19 protein-coding genes are annotated in these 14,653 nt (G+C 45.7%); all 19 read right to left on the bottom strand.

All coding sequences use genetic code 11. The features are described from left to right. Positions 1-8: 8 nt before the first annotated feature. Positions 9-572, bottom strand: a complete 564-nt coding sequence (locus tag O3651_RS08090; RefSeq protein ID WP_371610148.1) for an aminodeoxychorismate/anthranilate synthase component II — start codon at positions 570-572, stop codon at positions 9-11. After that, positions 569-1,927, bottom strand: a complete 1,359-nt coding sequence (gene trpE / locus O3651_RS08085; protein ID WP_371610147.1) for an anthranilate synthase component I — start codon at positions 1,925-1,927, stop codon at positions 569-571. Before trpE ends, O3651_RS08090 begins: the two co-directional genes overlap by 4 nt. A 400-nt stretch (positions 1,928-2,327) precedes the next feature. Further along, positions 2,328-3,509 carry a tryptophan synthase subunit beta gene (gene trpB, locus O3651_RS08080; RefSeq protein WP_371610146.1) on the bottom strand — a complete coding sequence of 394 codons (1,182 nt, stop codon included), beginning with the start codon at positions 3,507-3,509 and terminating at the stop codon, positions 2,328-2,330. Positions 3,510-3,897: 388 nt separating this feature from the next. Then, the gene (locus O3651_RS08075) at positions 3,898-4,437 is read right to left on the bottom strand and encodes a VanZ family protein (RefSeq protein ID WP_371610145.1); all 540 of its coding nucleotides are present in this window, start codon (positions 4,435-4,437) and stop codon (positions 3,898-3,900) included. Then, on the bottom strand, positions 4,424-5,512 hold the full coding sequence (gene rlmN / locus O3651_RS08070; protein WP_371610144.1) for a 23S rRNA (adenine(2503)-C(2))-methyltransferase RlmN: 1,089 nt from the start codon (positions 5,510-5,512) through the stop codon (positions 4,424-4,426). The genes O3651_RS08075 and rlmN overlap by 14 nt, the downstream gene beginning before the upstream one ends. 9 nt (positions 5,513-5,521) lie before the next feature. After that, positions 5,522-6,085, bottom strand: a complete 564-nt coding sequence (locus tag O3651_RS08065; RefSeq protein ID WP_371610143.1) for a YutD family protein — start codon at positions 6,083-6,085, stop codon at positions 5,522-5,524. Positions 6,086-6,247: 162 nt separating this feature from the next. Beyond that, a complete protein-coding gene (locus O3651_RS08060; protein ID WP_037586341.1) occupies positions 6,248-7,315 on the bottom strand; it encodes a SepM family pheromone-processing serine protease in 1,068 nt (355 codons plus the stop codon). A gap of 22 nt (positions 7,316-7,337) precedes the next feature. Beyond that, positions 7,338-7,823 (bottom strand): pantetheine-phosphate adenylyltransferase, encoded by a 486-nt coding sequence (gene coaD, locus O3651_RS08055; RefSeq protein ID WP_371610142.1) that lies wholly within the window; start codon positions 7,821-7,823, stop codon positions 7,338-7,340. Next, a complete protein-coding gene (gene rsmD, locus O3651_RS08050) occupies positions 7,813-8,352 on the bottom strand; it encodes a 16S rRNA (guanine(966)-N(2))-methyltransferase RsmD (protein WP_371610141.1) in 540 nt (179 codons plus the stop codon). The genes coaD and rsmD overlap by 11 nt, the downstream gene beginning before the upstream one ends. Before the next feature lie 85 nt (positions 8,353-8,437). Continuing rightward, positions 8,438-8,698, bottom strand: a complete 261-nt coding sequence (gene yidD / locus O3651_RS08045; RefSeq protein WP_081108142.1) for a membrane protein insertion efficiency factor YidD — start codon at positions 8,696-8,698, stop codon at positions 8,438-8,440. Beyond that, positions 8,695-9,426 (bottom strand): pseudouridine synthase, encoded by a 732-nt coding sequence (locus tag O3651_RS08040; RefSeq protein ID WP_371610140.1) that lies wholly within the window; start codon positions 9,424-9,426, stop codon positions 8,695-8,697. The genes yidD and O3651_RS08040 overlap by 4 nt, the downstream gene beginning before the upstream one ends. 132 nt (positions 9,427-9,558) lie before the next feature. Next, the gene (gene scpB / locus O3651_RS08035; RefSeq protein ID WP_371610139.1) at positions 9,559-10,104 is read right to left on the bottom strand and encodes an SMC-Scp complex subunit ScpB; all 546 of its coding nucleotides are present in this window, start codon (positions 10,102-10,104) and stop codon (positions 9,559-9,561) included. Next, positions 10,097-10,807, bottom strand: coding sequence for a segregation/condensation protein A (locus O3651_RS08030; protein ID WP_371610138.1), 711 nt, complete (start codon positions 10,805-10,807; stop codon positions 10,097-10,099). Before O3651_RS08030 ends, scpB begins: the two co-directional genes overlap by 8 nt. Positions 10,808-10,809: 2 nt before the next feature. Further along, a complete protein-coding gene (xerD, locus tag O3651_RS08025) occupies positions 10,810-11,541 on the bottom strand; it encodes a site-specific tyrosine recombinase XerD (protein WP_371610137.1) in 732 nt (243 codons plus the stop codon). Further along, complete coding sequence (gene cbpB, locus O3651_RS08020) at positions 11,538-11,999, bottom strand: cyclic-di-AMP-binding protein CbpB (protein WP_371610136.1); 462 nt, start codon at positions 11,997-11,999, stop codon at positions 11,538-11,540. Before cbpB ends, xerD begins: the two co-directional genes overlap by 4 nt. Further along, complete coding sequence (locus O3651_RS08015; RefSeq protein ID WP_371610135.1) at positions 11,996-12,517, bottom strand: metallophosphoesterase; 522 nt, start codon at positions 12,515-12,517, stop codon at positions 11,996-11,998. Before O3651_RS08015 ends, cbpB begins: the two co-directional genes overlap by 4 nt. Further along, a complete protein-coding gene (locus tag O3651_RS08010; protein WP_371610134.1) occupies positions 12,493-13,470 on the bottom strand; it encodes a nucleoside-triphosphate diphosphatase in 978 nt (325 codons plus the stop codon). Before O3651_RS08010 ends, O3651_RS08015 begins: the two co-directional genes overlap by 25 nt. Next, positions 13,467-14,261: a glutamate racemase gene (gene racE / locus O3651_RS08005; RefSeq protein ID WP_125371384.1), complete on the bottom strand. Its 795-nt coding sequence runs from the start codon at positions 14,259-14,261 to the stop codon at positions 13,467-13,469. The genes O3651_RS08010 and racE overlap by 4 nt, the downstream gene beginning before the upstream one ends. 99 nt (positions 14,262-14,360) lie before the next feature. Beyond that, a complete protein-coding gene (locus O3651_RS08000) occupies positions 14,361-14,609 on the bottom strand; it encodes a YneF family protein (protein WP_015605536.1) in 249 nt (82 codons plus the stop codon). Between the last annotated feature and the right edge of the window lie 44 nt (positions 14,610-14,653).

The following is a 14,653-nucleotide window of genomic DNA, read 5'->3' as shown; positions in this document are numbered from 1 at the left end:
TTCTTCCCCTATTTTACTAAGTCGATGAAATTTTTAATGGAAGACAGGCCGTCTGGCGTACCAATACTTTCTGGATGATACTGAAAACCATAAATCGGCAGGTGCTTGTGCTGGATAGCCATGATCGAGTTGTCATCAACTGCCCGAGCTGTCACTTCAAAGTCCTCTGGCATCTCCTCAATCAAAATCGAATGATAGCGCATGACTGGCTGCCCATCCTCTATTCCTTGATAGATAGGTGATTTCCCCTCAAAGCGCAGAATACTTTGCTTGCCGTGCATGACTTTGGGAGCCAAACCTAGCTTTCCGCCAAATACTTCTGCAATGGCTTGGTGCCCCAAGCAAATTCCCAAAATCGGCTTCTTACCAGCAAAATCGCGGATAAGCTCTTCCATCCGTCCTGCATCTGCTGGCCAGCCTGGACCCGGAGACAGCACCAAAGCATCCGCTTCTTCTGCCGCCTGATAAAGGCCTGCATCATCATTTCGCAAGACCTTAACTTCTGCGAAATTGCCGATATACTGGGCTAGATTGTAAGTAAAAGAATCATAATTATCAATCAATAAAATCATTGCATCTCTCCTATCTTGGTCATTGATTTGGCCTTGTTGATGGTTTCTTGGTATTCATTAGTAGGGATCGAGTCATAAACAATACCCGCTCCAGCTTGAACGTAAGCTCTGCCATTTTTCAAAACCATAGTGCGTATAGCGATGGCAACATCCATATCGCCTGTCGCAGACAGATAGCCGATAGCCCCCGCATAAACGCCACGCTTTTCCTGCTCCAGCTCATAAATGCGTTTCATGGCTCGAATCTTAGGCGCACCCGAGACGGTACCAGCTGGCAAGGTTGATTTGAGCGCATCCATAGCTGTCAGTTGAGGCAGAAGCTGACCACGAACTACACTGGTCAGGTGCATGACATAGCGGAAATACTCCACTTCCATGTACTTAGTGACTTCCACGCTGTTATTCTGAGCAATTTTACCGATATCATTACGCCCCAAATCAACTAACATGCGGTGTTCCGCCACTTCCTTCTCGTCAGCCAACAACTCCTTCGCCAAGGACTTATCCTCTCTCTCATCCTTCCCGCGCGGTCTGGTTCCAGCGATAGGATTGGTCGTAACCTGACCTTGCTTGACAGACACCAGACTTTCCGGGCTGGCTCCGATAATCTGATAATCCCCGAAGTCATAAAAATAGAGATAATTGGAAGGGTTGGTCACACGCAGATTTCGATAGTAATCCAGCGGTCTACCAGAATATTCTGCTGAAAAGCGCTGACTGAGCACGCATTGGAACATGTCGCCCTGCCGAATCAAGCTGCGCGCTTCTTCCACCATTTTTTCAAAAGCTGCCTGCTCGATATGACTCTGGAAGTTCAAACTGGACAGTTCCAGCGGTGAAAATTCAGCTCCCGCAGGATGCGCCAGCTCAGCCATGATACGCTCCAGACTAGCAGCCAAATCAGCTTCGCTTCTATCACTGTAGAGCGCCTCCTCAACGATATAGACCTTGTCTTTTTTGTGGTCAAAAACCATGTGACTCTCATAGACGAAAAAGTGCATATCCGGCGTTCCAATCACATCAGCTGGTATCTGGCCAATCTCCTCATAGAGGGAAATCATATCGTAACCGACAAAGCCGATGGCTCCACCACCAAAAGGCAGGTCTGAATGATGATCTTTCTTTACTGCTAACTCATGCAGATAGTCCAATGGGTCTGCCTCAATTACTTGCCCGTTCTTTGTTAACTGGCCATTTTCATAGCGGACTTCAAAGACTGGATTATAAGCTAGGATAGAAAAACGAGCTGTCTCGCTATCTCTCGGAATGCTCTCCAAAATCACCTTGTGGTCGCCCTGAATCCGCATATAAGCTAGAATCGGCGATAAAATATCAGCTGGTAAAATCTTTTGCATAATGTTTCTTTCTATTTAATCAGAAGCGTTCAAGGAGGTGCAATCTGCTAGTTATGACTGCATTTGCAAGAACAGATAGCACCTGTCCACTGTCATAACTTGCTCCAGAACTACAGAAAAACGCCCACACAGTTCATCCTGTGAGGGCGTGTCATCGCGGTGCCACCTCAGTTATGGAGTTTTTAGGCTCCACATCTCATTTGCTATTATAGTCATTTAAGTTACTTTTAGTACAAGGCAGCATACTGGTTTACAGCAAAGTAGGCTAACAAAGTAATAAAAGATCAACTAAAGGACAAAATATTGTCTCCAGCAGCCCATTTCATAACTTCTCCTGCCTGTTCTCAGCAACCACAGACTCTCTGAAAGGAGGGATGTTATTACTCTTCTGCTGGGTATTTTATTTTCGTTTTTCTAGATAGTCGGCAATGGCTGCCACATCCTTGTCTCCACGACCAGATACGTTGATAACGATGATTTGGTCAGATGACAATTGCGGAGCTCGCTTGATAGCTTCAGCAATGGCGTGAGAGCTTTCAATTGCCGGCAATATTCCTTCCTTTTGTGTCAAGAGGAGCAAGGCATCCACAGCTTCATCATCTGTCGCTGCTACGTATTCTACTCGACCAGAATCTTTAAAGAAAGCATGTTCGGGACCAACTCCAGGATAGTCCAAGCCTGCTGAAATGGAGTAAACCGGCGCTACCTGACCATCTTCAGCAAAGACAGCGTAAGTCTTCATACCGTCCACCACTCCGACGCTTCCCTTGCTCATGGTCGCCGCATGCTGGTCTGTATCAAGACCCCGTCCAGCCGCTTCAACACCCACCAGCTTGACTTCTTCATCCGCCACATACTGGGAGAAAGCACCGATAGCATTGGAGCCGCCGCCTACACAAGCAATAACATAGTCTGGCAAGCGGCCTTCCTTGTCCAAAATCTGACGGCGAGATTCTTCACTAATCACCTTTTGGAACTCATGGACAATGGTCGGATAGGGGTGAGGTCCGACAGCCGAACCCAAAACATAGAAGGCTTCCAAATCACTCATCCAAGCTCCAAAGGCTGCATCCACAGCATCCTTGAGGGTTTTGGTTCCTGTTTCCACCGCGTGAACAGTCGCCCCCATCATTTCCATGCGAAAGACATTAAGGCGCTGGCGTTCTACATCCTCTGCCCCCATGTAAACATCGCACTTCATACCAAACTTAGCTGCTGCTGCCGCAGTTGCCACACCATGCTGACCAGCTCCAGTTTCAGCGATGACTCGGGTCTTGCCCATGCGCTTAGCTAGAAGAATCTGCCCCAAAACATTATTAAGCTTATGGGAGCCCAGATGATTGAGATCTTCCCGTTTCAGATAAATCTTCGCTCCGCCCAGATGCTGAGTCAAACTTTCTGCAAAGTAGAGCGGGGTTTCCCGACCTGAATAATCTGCCAAATAATGTCGGTATTCATTTAAAAATTCTGGGTCATCCTTATACTTCTCAAAAGTCGCTTCCAATTCATCCAGCAAGGCTTGGATAGGCTCCGGTACGAAGGAGCCGCCGAATTGTCCAAAATATCCTTTAGTTTCTGTCATCTTGATTTCCTCTTTTCTTTATTTTCAAGCAAAACAAAAACCCACACACAGAAAAACTCTGTGTGAGGGCGTAAAATCGCGGTGCCACCTCAATCATGGAGTCAGTATAGACTGCCTCCATATCTCTGCCTTGTCTAACAACAAGCTGCACTGTAAGGTGTGCTCACCGAATTTTTATTGCTTCAAATTCATTTTTTTGCATCAGCCCACTTCATAACCTCCCACTACCTGTTTCCACCAACCACAGGCTCCCTGAAAGCAGAAAAAATTATTACTTTTCTGATGATTGTCTAGAATTATAAAGCTTCCAAAGTCTTTTGTCAAGAGAAAAAACGGAAAAAGAATTATTTTTTATAAAAAATTCTATAAAATCCGAACATTTCCTTTGCTAATCTTTCTTGAAAGCGTCGTCTTGACGTTTTTTCCAGATTTTCTGACCGAGCTGAAAAGTCCGCCAAGCCAGATAACCGCCCAAAGTATTGGTCCAGAGATCATCAATCTCAAAGACTCGATTGGCGTTGATAAGAAGGTCCAGCAGAATCTGAGTCATTTCGATAGACAGACTCATCCCGAAGCTCAGCCATACAACCTTCTTGGTATTCCGCAATTTCGGAAAGAGGCAAAGCAATTGAAAGATTAAGGGTGATAGCAAGAAGATATTGGCTAGATTTTGGATAAAGACCTTGACCAGCTGGATCCAAGAAGTAATCTCGCCAATATTAACAAAGGAATTAAAAGGAACCAAGAGAACCACTACTCGACCAAAGTACTGGATACCTGGCGTCTCCATTCCCGGCTCTGGAACCTGAGGAATAAAGCACAGGATGCAGAGCATCAAGAAATAGAGTCCGCATCCTCCTGCTAGCAATTTCCAGCCTCGAGCCGTCAGCTCACCATCTGAAGTCAAATAATTCTTAAGGCTGAACATTCTCAACAAGTGCTTTCTCACGATCTCGCTTCATAGTATTGGAACGCAACTGGCCGCAGGCTGCATCAATATCTGTACCATGTTCCTGACGAACCACGCAATTGACTCCGTTTTTCTTGAGGGTATCGTAGAAGGCCATCACGCGCTCTTTGGGACTGCGGCTGTATTGGTCGTGCTCGCTAACTGGGTTGTAAGGAATGAGATTGACATAAGACAGCTTCTTAATGTTCTTGAGCAGCTCAGCCAGTTCCTTGGCCTGCTCTACCCCGTCATTGACTTCATTGAGCATGATGTACTCAAAGGTCACCCGGCGGTTAGTGGTCACGATATAATATTCAATGGCCGCAAAGAGCTTCTCAATCGGAAAGGCACGGTTGATTTTCATGATACTAGAACGTAGTTCATTGTTGGGTGCGTGCAGTGAAACAGCCAGATTGACCTGAACGCCTTCATTGGCAAAGTCACGGATCTTATGAGCCAGCCCTGAAGTCGAAACGGTGATATGGCGGGCACCGATGGCCAGACCTTTATCATCATTGACCGTCCGTACAAACTTCAAGACATTCTTATAGTTATCGAAAGGCTCGCCGATTCCCATAACGACGATGTGGCTGACCCGCTCGTCCTGACCACGCTCGTCAAAATACTTCTGCACCAGCATAATCTGCGCAACAATCTCACCATTATTGAGGTCACGTTGCTTTTTAATCAAGCCGGAAGCACAGAAGGTACAGCCGATATTGCAGCCAACTTGGGTGGTCACACAGACAGAAAGTCCGTAGTGCTGGCGCATGAGCACCGTCTCAATCAGCATACCGTCCGGCAGCTCAAAAAGGTACTTGACCGTTCCGTCAGCAGACTCTTGGACGATGCGCTGTTTAAGCGGATTGACAACAAACTGATCATTGAGCTTAGCAATCAAGTCCTTGGACAGATTGGTCATCTCTTCAAAAGACTGGACCCGCTTACGATAGAGCCACTCCCAAATCTGACTAGCACGGAATTTCTTTTCTCCCTGAGCTTCTGCCCATTCAATCATTTCTTCTCGCGTTAAGCTATAAATCGATGGTTTCATGTTTCTCCTTTATTTCTGACGAATGACAAAATGGCGCTGCGATTGGCTAGATGCCGCTTGCTTTGCCTGTTTGCCTTGTTTCTGTTGTTTGTTCTTGTTTGCCTTTGGACGATGTTTTTGCTGATCGTCCTTCGTTTTTTTAGAGCCACGTTCCCTAGAAATTTCTAAATGTTTTTTGCCATCCGATTTTCTCTTATGGTGGGATTTTTTGTCAAAGGCGGCCCGTCTTGGCTGAGCATTTTCCAAAACAAAATAGGCGCAGCCATAATTACAATATTCTAGCAGATAGTCTTGCAAACGGCTGATTTTCTCTGCATTTTCCTTGGCTTTCTCATCCCGATAAAAACCGCGCAATCGCAACTGTTCATTGCCCCAATCGCCGACAATATAGTCAAATTTGTTCAGAATTTCTGAAAAGCGTTGGTGAAAGGCCGTCAAGTCAAAGGCCTCTTTATAATTCTCAACCAATTCAAACTCAAATTTTTCTGCAATTATCTTGCTGCCCATTTGCTTAAATTCTGGGCCAGGGAATTTATTGTAATTATATAACTCGGGTGAAATCTCTTTACGCATACCTATCCTTTGTCACTCATCTATCTTACTTCATATTATTTTATCACAAAACAAGGGGAATTTATATTTTTTCAGAAGAAAAAGATCTTTCTGTAAAAAGTCAGACGATTTAATAACAAACACCCTTCGTTCGTCTCTAAAAGACAAAAATCTTAGCTGAAACTAAGATTTTTTGGTTTTTTCTAAATAATCAATCGCGTCCTGAAGAGTCTTAACCGGTACGATTTTCATATCTGTTTTGATTTCCTTAGCTGCTTCAAGCGCCGTTTCATAGTTGGTCTTGGCTTTGGGATTAGCCTTTTTTTCTTCCTCGCTGACAGGATTATCCGGAGCAAAGAAGATTGTTGCTCCGATCTTAGCAGCAGAGACGACTTTTTTGTCAATCCCACCAATATCACCGACCTTGCCCTCTCTGTCAATGCTGCCCGTTCCCGCAATCACGCGGCCGTCTCGCAGGTCTGGATTGGCCAGCTGAGTATAGATGGCTAGGCTAAACATGAGGCCAGCACTGGGACCACCGATGCCTTCGGTCGAAAATTCAATCGGAACACTGCTGTTGACTTCCGTGCGGTCAATCAAACTAATGCCAATTCCGTTTTTGCCATTTTCCAGCTTGATGATTTTCCCCGTCGCCGTCTTGGTTTTTCCATCTTCTTCGTAGGTCACTTTGACACTATCGCCCAAGGCCTGAGAATTGACATATTTGACCAAATCTTCCGAGCTTTCAAAGGTCTTGTCATTGACTCCCGTCACCGTATCCGCAATATTCAAAATTCCTTTAAAGGTCGAATTCGGAGCTACTTTTAGAACATAGACACCCAGATAGTTCATCTTGATGTCTTTTCCTGCGGCTTTGAGACCTTGATATTTGGCCATATTCTGCGACGTTTCCATATAAAATTGGTTAATGCGCATATACTCAGCATCACTTGAGCCACCCGTCATATCCTGAGCCGAATAAATATCCGTAAAAGGCGTCAGCCAAGCGTAGACCAGGTGGGCAAAGGTTGCATGCTGGATTCCAACAGTTACAAAGTTATAGGAACCTGCTGCCTGGTCCTCTTTTCCGTCCACAGTCAGAACCTTCCGAATGTCTTCTGCGCCTCCAGGCACCTCAATATAGTAAGGCAATGGAACAATGAAAGAAAATAGGAAGAGCACAAGCACGATAATCGAGGCCACTCCAGCACAACCAACTACTGTTAAACCACGTTTATTTTCCTTCGTCATCTTTTTCGGATTTGTCATGTCATTATTCATTTTTTTTTTCTAACTCCTCAATCACACTTGCTGGCACATAGGCAGAAAGATCCTGCTGAAAAGCGATCAATTCCCGCATCGCTGAAGAACTGATATATCGGTAAGCCGGCTGACTCAGCAGAAATACGGTCTCCAAATCAGGTGCCAATTCCTTATTAAAAAAATGCAGGCCAGCTTCATAGTCCAAGTCCTGACCGTTGCGTAAACCGCGGACAAGAGTAGTCACACCCAGCCTTTTTGCCACATCGACCGCCAATTCATCATGGGAAGTGATGACTTCCACATTTTCCAAATGCGCCAAAGCCGCTAGAACCATTCTTTTTTTCGCATGGATGCTAAAAAATCCTGCTTTGTGAGGATTGTAGAAGATTCCCACATACAAGCGATCAAACAACCGACTGGCCCGCTCAATCAAGTCCACATGTCCATTAGTAATGGGATCAAATGACCCTGTAAAGAGCCCAATTTTATCTGACATAGACCGTCACCTTTGAAATTCCATATATTTTTTGCTTCCAGATACCCAAGTCTGCGATTTCTTCTGGCAAATCAACCGACTTGTCCGTCTCACAAACAACCATAATCTCCTCGCTCAAGAGCTTGCGCTCCGCCATTTTTTCAATATCCGCAATAATCTGCTCCTTGGCATAGGGCGGATCTAGTAAAACCAGATCAAACTGGCCAGTCAACTGCTCCAGTGCCCGACTCGACTCCATCTTGAGCAGTTCAAAGCGCGCTGCTTCCTTGGTCATGGCAATATTTTCTGCCACGATAGCTTGTGCCCGCCGATCTTTTTCAACCAAAACAGCAGACTCCATGCCACGAGATACCGCCTCAATCGCCAGACTACCGCTGCCTGCATACAGATCCAGCACCCGACCGCCATCGAAATATGGCCCAATCATATTAAAAATCGCGCCCTTGACCTTATCTGTCGTAGGTCGCGTTGTCTTACCATCTAATGTCTTAAGGGGTCTGCCCCCGTACTTCCCTGAAACAACTCTCATAAAAAACATTATAACAAAAATATTGAAAAGCTGATAGTAATTGCTAAGGCTGAACTTTATTCTCTAGCAAAAAACGGAAACGAGGCTATTTCCGTTCTAAATCTGTTTTAGAGTTATTTCGCCGAAGACTAAAATGGTCTGGGACTGGATCGTCCCCTTCCTCGGACCAAGGATGGCAGCGACCAATTCTTGCCAAGCCCATCAGCACCCCCTTGGCTCCGTGTTTTTCGATGGCTTCAATCATGTAATTGGAACAAGTCGGCCGAAAGCGACAGGAAGGCGGAAAGGCAGGTGAAATAAAGCGCTGGTAAAATCGAACCGGCGCTATCAATATTTTCTTAATCATTTTTTCTTAGTCTTGGTCACAGCTAAGTTATGCAACTGGCTGACTTCCTTTTTACTTAATCGACGTGCCTCACCCGGCTTGAGGCCAGTCAAATCCAGATGTCCAAACTGAGTCCGTGAAAGCTTGTCCACTGGCAGCCCCACCGCTTCAAACATCTTCTTGACCTGATGATTACGCCCTTCGTGGATGGTCAGCTGAACAATCGAGCGATTTTTCACTGGATCGACCTTGAGAATCTCATAGACAGCTGGCTTGGTTTTCTTGCCCTCAATGACCAGACCGCGGGTCAGCGGACGCAGAACTTCCTTATTGGCTACACCCTTGACACGCGCTACATAGACCTTGTCAATTTCATTTCGCGGGTGAATCATTTCATCTGTGAAGTCACCGTCGTTGGTCAAAATCAAGGCACCAGAAGTGTCCCAGTCCAGTCGACCAACAGGATAAATCCGCTCCTTGACCTGTGGCAGCAAATCAACGACTGTCTTACGCCCCTTGTCATCGGTCACACTAGAAATCACCCCACGCGGTTTATTGAGCAGGTAGTAGACCTTTTCTTCATTGTAGATAGGCTGGCCTTCTACTTCCACTCGGTCGCCCGACTTGATGGTAGTTGCTAGCTCACGCACTACCTGACCATTAACGGTCACCAGCCCCTGCTTAATCAGCTCCTCAGCCTTTCTCCGACTGGCAATTCCCGCATGGGCAATGTATTTATTGATTCTCATCGATATTATCCTTTCACAAGATACAAAGACCATTTTCACAACTTTAACAGCTGGAAAAATGGCAAATAGGGAAAGCAGTGTCTCCCTCAAAACTTGGAAGCGTTCAGAAAACGTCCCTTTAGGATTAAGTTATCACTCTCCGAAAAGCTGACTTTCCTCAGCAATGAGCTCCGCTTCGTCCACAACTGGCAGCTCGTCCAAATGATTGATGCCCATGTAGTCCAAGAAATAGTCCGTCGTCACATAGAGATTGGGACGACCAATGACTTCCTTCTTACCATCTTCCCGAATCAGCTCAAAGGCTAGTAACTTCGAAATCGCCCCGCTGGAATTGACCCCGCGAATATCATCAATCTCCACCCTTGTAATGGGTTGCTTGTAAGCAATGATCGACAAGGTTTCCAGTGCAGCACGGGATAAGCTCTGGTTAATTGGAGCCCGCGAATACTCTCGTAAAATCTCAGCAAATTCAGGCTTGGTGACCAACTTATAAGTCTTTGACGTTTCCAGCAAGGTCAAGCCGGAGTCAGGATTTGCCCGATAGTTCTCCGCCAATTTTTCCAAACTCTGGATGACACCAGTCGGCGGTAAGGAGAGGATTTCTGATAGCTGATGAACTTTCAGACCGTCTTCCCCCGCCACAAAAAGCAGGGCTTCAATCTCTGCTAATTTACTCATTCTTTCTTCCTACTAAATAAATATTTCCAAAGTTTTCCTCCTGAATGACCTGCACCTCCTGAACCTTGACCAACTCCAAGGTTGCTAGAAAGAGCGTAATCACTTCATTCATGTCTTTGGTTTCTGCAAAAATATCCTGCAGGGCAAAACGTTTATGAGCCCGACAGCGCTGGCGCACTACTTCCATCATGTCCTCGATCTTGTACTCATCTCGCACAATGGTCGTATGACTCTTGGAAAACTCCTCCTGCTTCTTGGTCATCACCTTGGAAAAAGCTAAAAAGAGATCAACGGCTGTCTTGTCGTGCAGGAGCTCAGCGTCTTCATAGACCAGTTCCAGCTTGGGCTTGGAGTAGTAAAGAGCCCGGTCCTCATGCTGGAGGGACATTTTCTGGCCTAGCAGCTTGAACTTCCGATATTCCTCAATCTGACTCAGCAAATCCTGCTCCAGATCGTCCTCCGGGTCCACCTGATCCACCACCTTGGGCAAGAGCTTGCGACTCTTAATCAGCATGAGCTGGCTGGCCATAACCATGTATTCTCCCGTTACTTCTAGCCGCATAGCCTGCAAAGTAGATACATAAGCCAGATATTGCTCGATGACCTCGGTAATGGGCACATCGTAAATATCCATCTGATACTTGGATACGAGGTGGAGCAACAAGTCTAGCGGCCCCTCAAAATCTTTTAACTTGATATCCATTCTTATCTGTATTTTTCTAATGTAATCACTGTCTTTAAGCCCAGATCACGAGCGATGTCGTAGATACCGACACCCTTTTCCCGCTGGCGCAGGATAAATTGCTCCCGCAGGCTTTGGGCTGACAAGCTGGCCTGCCCCTGCTCGATCAAGAAAGCCTCCAGCTGGCGAAAGCCCCATTGGCGCGAATAGGACTTACCATTTTTTTCAAATAAATAAGTCCCTGACAAATAAGCGCCCAATTCACTCGTCAGACTTTCAGGAATCTTAATAATCCGCTTCTGCCCAGCCTTTTCGATCCGCAAAACCTGGAAATCAAGATTGACATCTTCAACCTTGACCTGCAGGATTTCACTTGGCAAGAGACCCATTTCCAAAATCAAGAGCGCTATCAGCCGGCCTTGTGGTACCGTAGAAGTTTCCCAAAAGGCTGATAAGTCTATCAGCTCGCTTCCCAGTTCCTTGGAAATAGCGACTTTGGGCAGAGTCAAGCGGTGAAATTCACCAATCATCTTGTTCTCGTAAAGATAGTAAAGAAATTGATTGACCGCTGAGAGCTTCCGCTTCTGGACAGCCGCCTTGAAATCCTTGATAGAGGCTTGATAAATCCGCAAATTGGTTTCCGTCACCTTGCTGTGGATTTCATTGATGAATTGCTCCAAATCGTAGGAATAGGCTAATTTTGAATTTTCCGAGATATTTTTTTGTTCTAAAAAAGGAGTGATATGTTCTTTCATTTTTTGGAAATCTCATACTGACTCGTGAAGGTATGCATCAACGAGTTTACAGCTTTTAAAATCGACTTTCTAGTAATGATGCCATAAAAATGTTGTTCTTTATCCACAACAGGCAGGAAAGACTCATCCACCAGCTTGTGCAAAACGTCCGCAATCTTGTAATCTGGCTCGACAGTCAGACCATCCTTTCGTGTCATGTAGACAATGTCCATAGACATAAACTCTTCCTCTGCCAGCTCATGCTGCATCCGATAGGCCATGATATCTGTCAGAGAAATGGTGCCAACGAACTTTTTCTCCGCAGTCACCACTGGAATGCGCGAATAGGTCATCTGGCTAAGCAAGAGAATAGCATGATCCACATTGTGCGTGTCAATCATGACCGCTAAATTCTCCCCAGGTGTCAAAAAAGTGGCTTCATGTTGCAGCAGATAATCTTCAAATTCCTTAGCAATCATCGGGAAAACTCCTTGGACAAGCTTGGATAGAGTTCATGATTTCGCGTATAGAAATCAATTTTAAAACGGTCATCATCAATCTCTACCTTAGCATAGAGACGTTCGTTGATTGAGCCGCGAGGTTGGCTAATGGAGCCCGGATTGAGGAAGAGAGTCTTGCCTTGCATCCAAGCATCTGGAACATGCAAATGGCCATAGAGACAGATATCTGCCCCTACTTCCTGAGCCCAGAGATCCAGCTTTTGAAAGCTAAAGTTGATATTGAAAAGGTGCCCGTGGGTCTGGGCAATAATAGTCCCATCCAAGTCTGTCACCAGCCGCTCTGGATAACCAGGATAAAAGTCCATATTCCCCGCTACGACATGGATTCCTTCCCAGACTTCATCCTCAAAAGGTAATTCTGAGTCTCCATCATGGAAAATAGCATCGACTTTTCCTAGATAATGATGTTTCATTTCTTCGACAATGGCACGATCCCCATGGGAATCGCTCATTACGATGATTGTTTGCTTTGCCATGCTGGAAATACCTCCATTAATTTTTGCACTGCTTGCGCACGATGGGACTGGGCATTTTTCTCTTCAATTGTCAGCTCAGCTGACGTTTTTCCTGTCTCTCCGACTAAGAACAAAGGATCATAGCCAAAGCCATTTTCACCTTTGGGCTCATGGGCAATGTAGCCCGGCCAATCCGCTTGGACAACTAAGGATTCCTTATCTGGACTTGCGACCACCAGAGTCGTGTGGAAATGAGCAGAGCGGTCTTTAATATCAAAGACCATAGCCAGCTCATGCAAGAGCTTGATATTGTTTTCATCATCCGTCGCACCAACGCCAGCAAAGCGAGCAGACCAGACGCCTGGTAGGCCGCCTAAGACATCTACTTGCAAGCCGGAATCATCTGCCAAAACCATTTTGCCAGTCAACTGGCTGATCGTTTCAGCCTTGAGGCGGGCATTTTCTTCAAAGGTCATACCCGTTTCAGCCACTTCTGGCAAATCAGGATAGTCATTCAGATTTTCCACCTCATAGCCCAATTTCCCGAAAAGCTTGCGAAACTCTGCTGTCTTGCCCTCATTTCGAGTCGCAATCAAGAGGGTATCCTTGACATCTTTTGCTCCTAGAAAGGCTTGTAAATCCACACCATTTTGGGGCAGATGGACATAGAGGAGTTTTCCTCCTTCAGCCAAGAGAAGGGCTCCCTGTCGCTGCAACAATTCTAACTTTCGACCCGTTTCCTGATTTAAAACATCCAGCAAGAAGGTCAAAAAGCGAAAGGCTGAACCATAGCGAATGACCGTGATATTTAAGGGCAGGCCTAGCTCTTCTTCCGCCAAAATACTCTCTAGGCGGTCTAAAATCTCAGAAGCTTCAGCTGGCACCTGCTCGAATTCACTATAAGAGGCACTCTGCCCCCATTCAGCTACATACCAGTCAGAGGCATCTTTGTATTCATAAATGTTCTTTGTCATAAGGTCACATGCTCCACATTGACTTTCAGATTCAGCCAGTTTTCAGCGATTTCCGCAAATCTCTTAGCATTGGCTGTAGTATAAAAACGATGGTTCAGTTCGTGCTTTTCACGACTACGATTGATTTCGAAATAATTGAGCAGGACAGAAATATCCCGTACACACTCAGCCCCGCTGTCAATCAGCTTGACGCTTGGCCCCATCATATTTTGAATAATCGGCCGAAGCAAAGGATAATGAGTACAGCCCAAGACAAGGGTATCCACCTTGCCCGCCAGAGGATGGAGAGTCTCATAGACCACCTTTTTAGTCAGGCTGGACTGGAGCTCATTTGACTCCACCAGCGGGACAAACTTAGGACAAGCCAGACTCTGAACCTCCATCTCAGGAGAGAGAGCCTCAATCTTTTTTCGGTAAATGTCGGACTGAACCGTCATAGGAGTCCCGATGACCCCAATCTTGCCACCAGTCGTAGATTTGATGGCAGCGCTAGCTCCGGGCAAAATCACACCTAGGACAGGAATGTCCAACTTAGCCTTGACTTCCTCCCAGACAACAGCTGTGGCAGTATTGCAGGCAATAACAATCATCTTGACATCCTTGGTCAAGAGAAAATTGACCAACTGCCAAGTATAGTCCCGAATCTGCTCCGCCGGCCTAGGACCATATGGAGCCCGAGCCGAATCACCTATATAAACCACTTCCTCGTGGGGGAGTTGCCGCATCAATTCACGGACAACAGTCAGACCGCCCACCCCAGAGTCTAAAAATCCAATCGGTCGGTTATCCATACAGTCTTCTTTCTAAAACAAGGGATTGGAAGCCTAGCCCAAATCCCCATTTTTTATATATAAATCTCCGTATGCCACCAAAGGACGGCTAAGAGAAGCTTATTTTTTGTTTTTATTTTTAGCAACTGCTGCTTTTTGTTGGTTGATGATTTGACGGTAAACTTGTTGAACACGTGCTTCACTTGGTTTTTGACCATTGGCACTGAGCAACATCCGCACCGCTTCTACATTTAGGCGTGGATTTTCCGCAAATTCCTTCTCGACCTGACGGCGAAGCAAGTACATACCAAGTAAAATCCCACCAAAGAAAGCCAGCATAATCAATAAAATTGCTAACAATGTATTCATAATAATCCGAACTCCTATTTCATTTTTTACATTACTCTTTATTA

The sequence above is a fragment of the Streptococcus sp. 27098_8_73 genome (assembly GCF_041432495.1).
Taxonomy (GTDB): domain Bacteria; phylum Bacillota; class Bacilli; order Lactobacillales; family Streptococcaceae; genus Streptococcus.
This window is presented reverse-complemented; position numbering and strand designations above follow the sequence as displayed.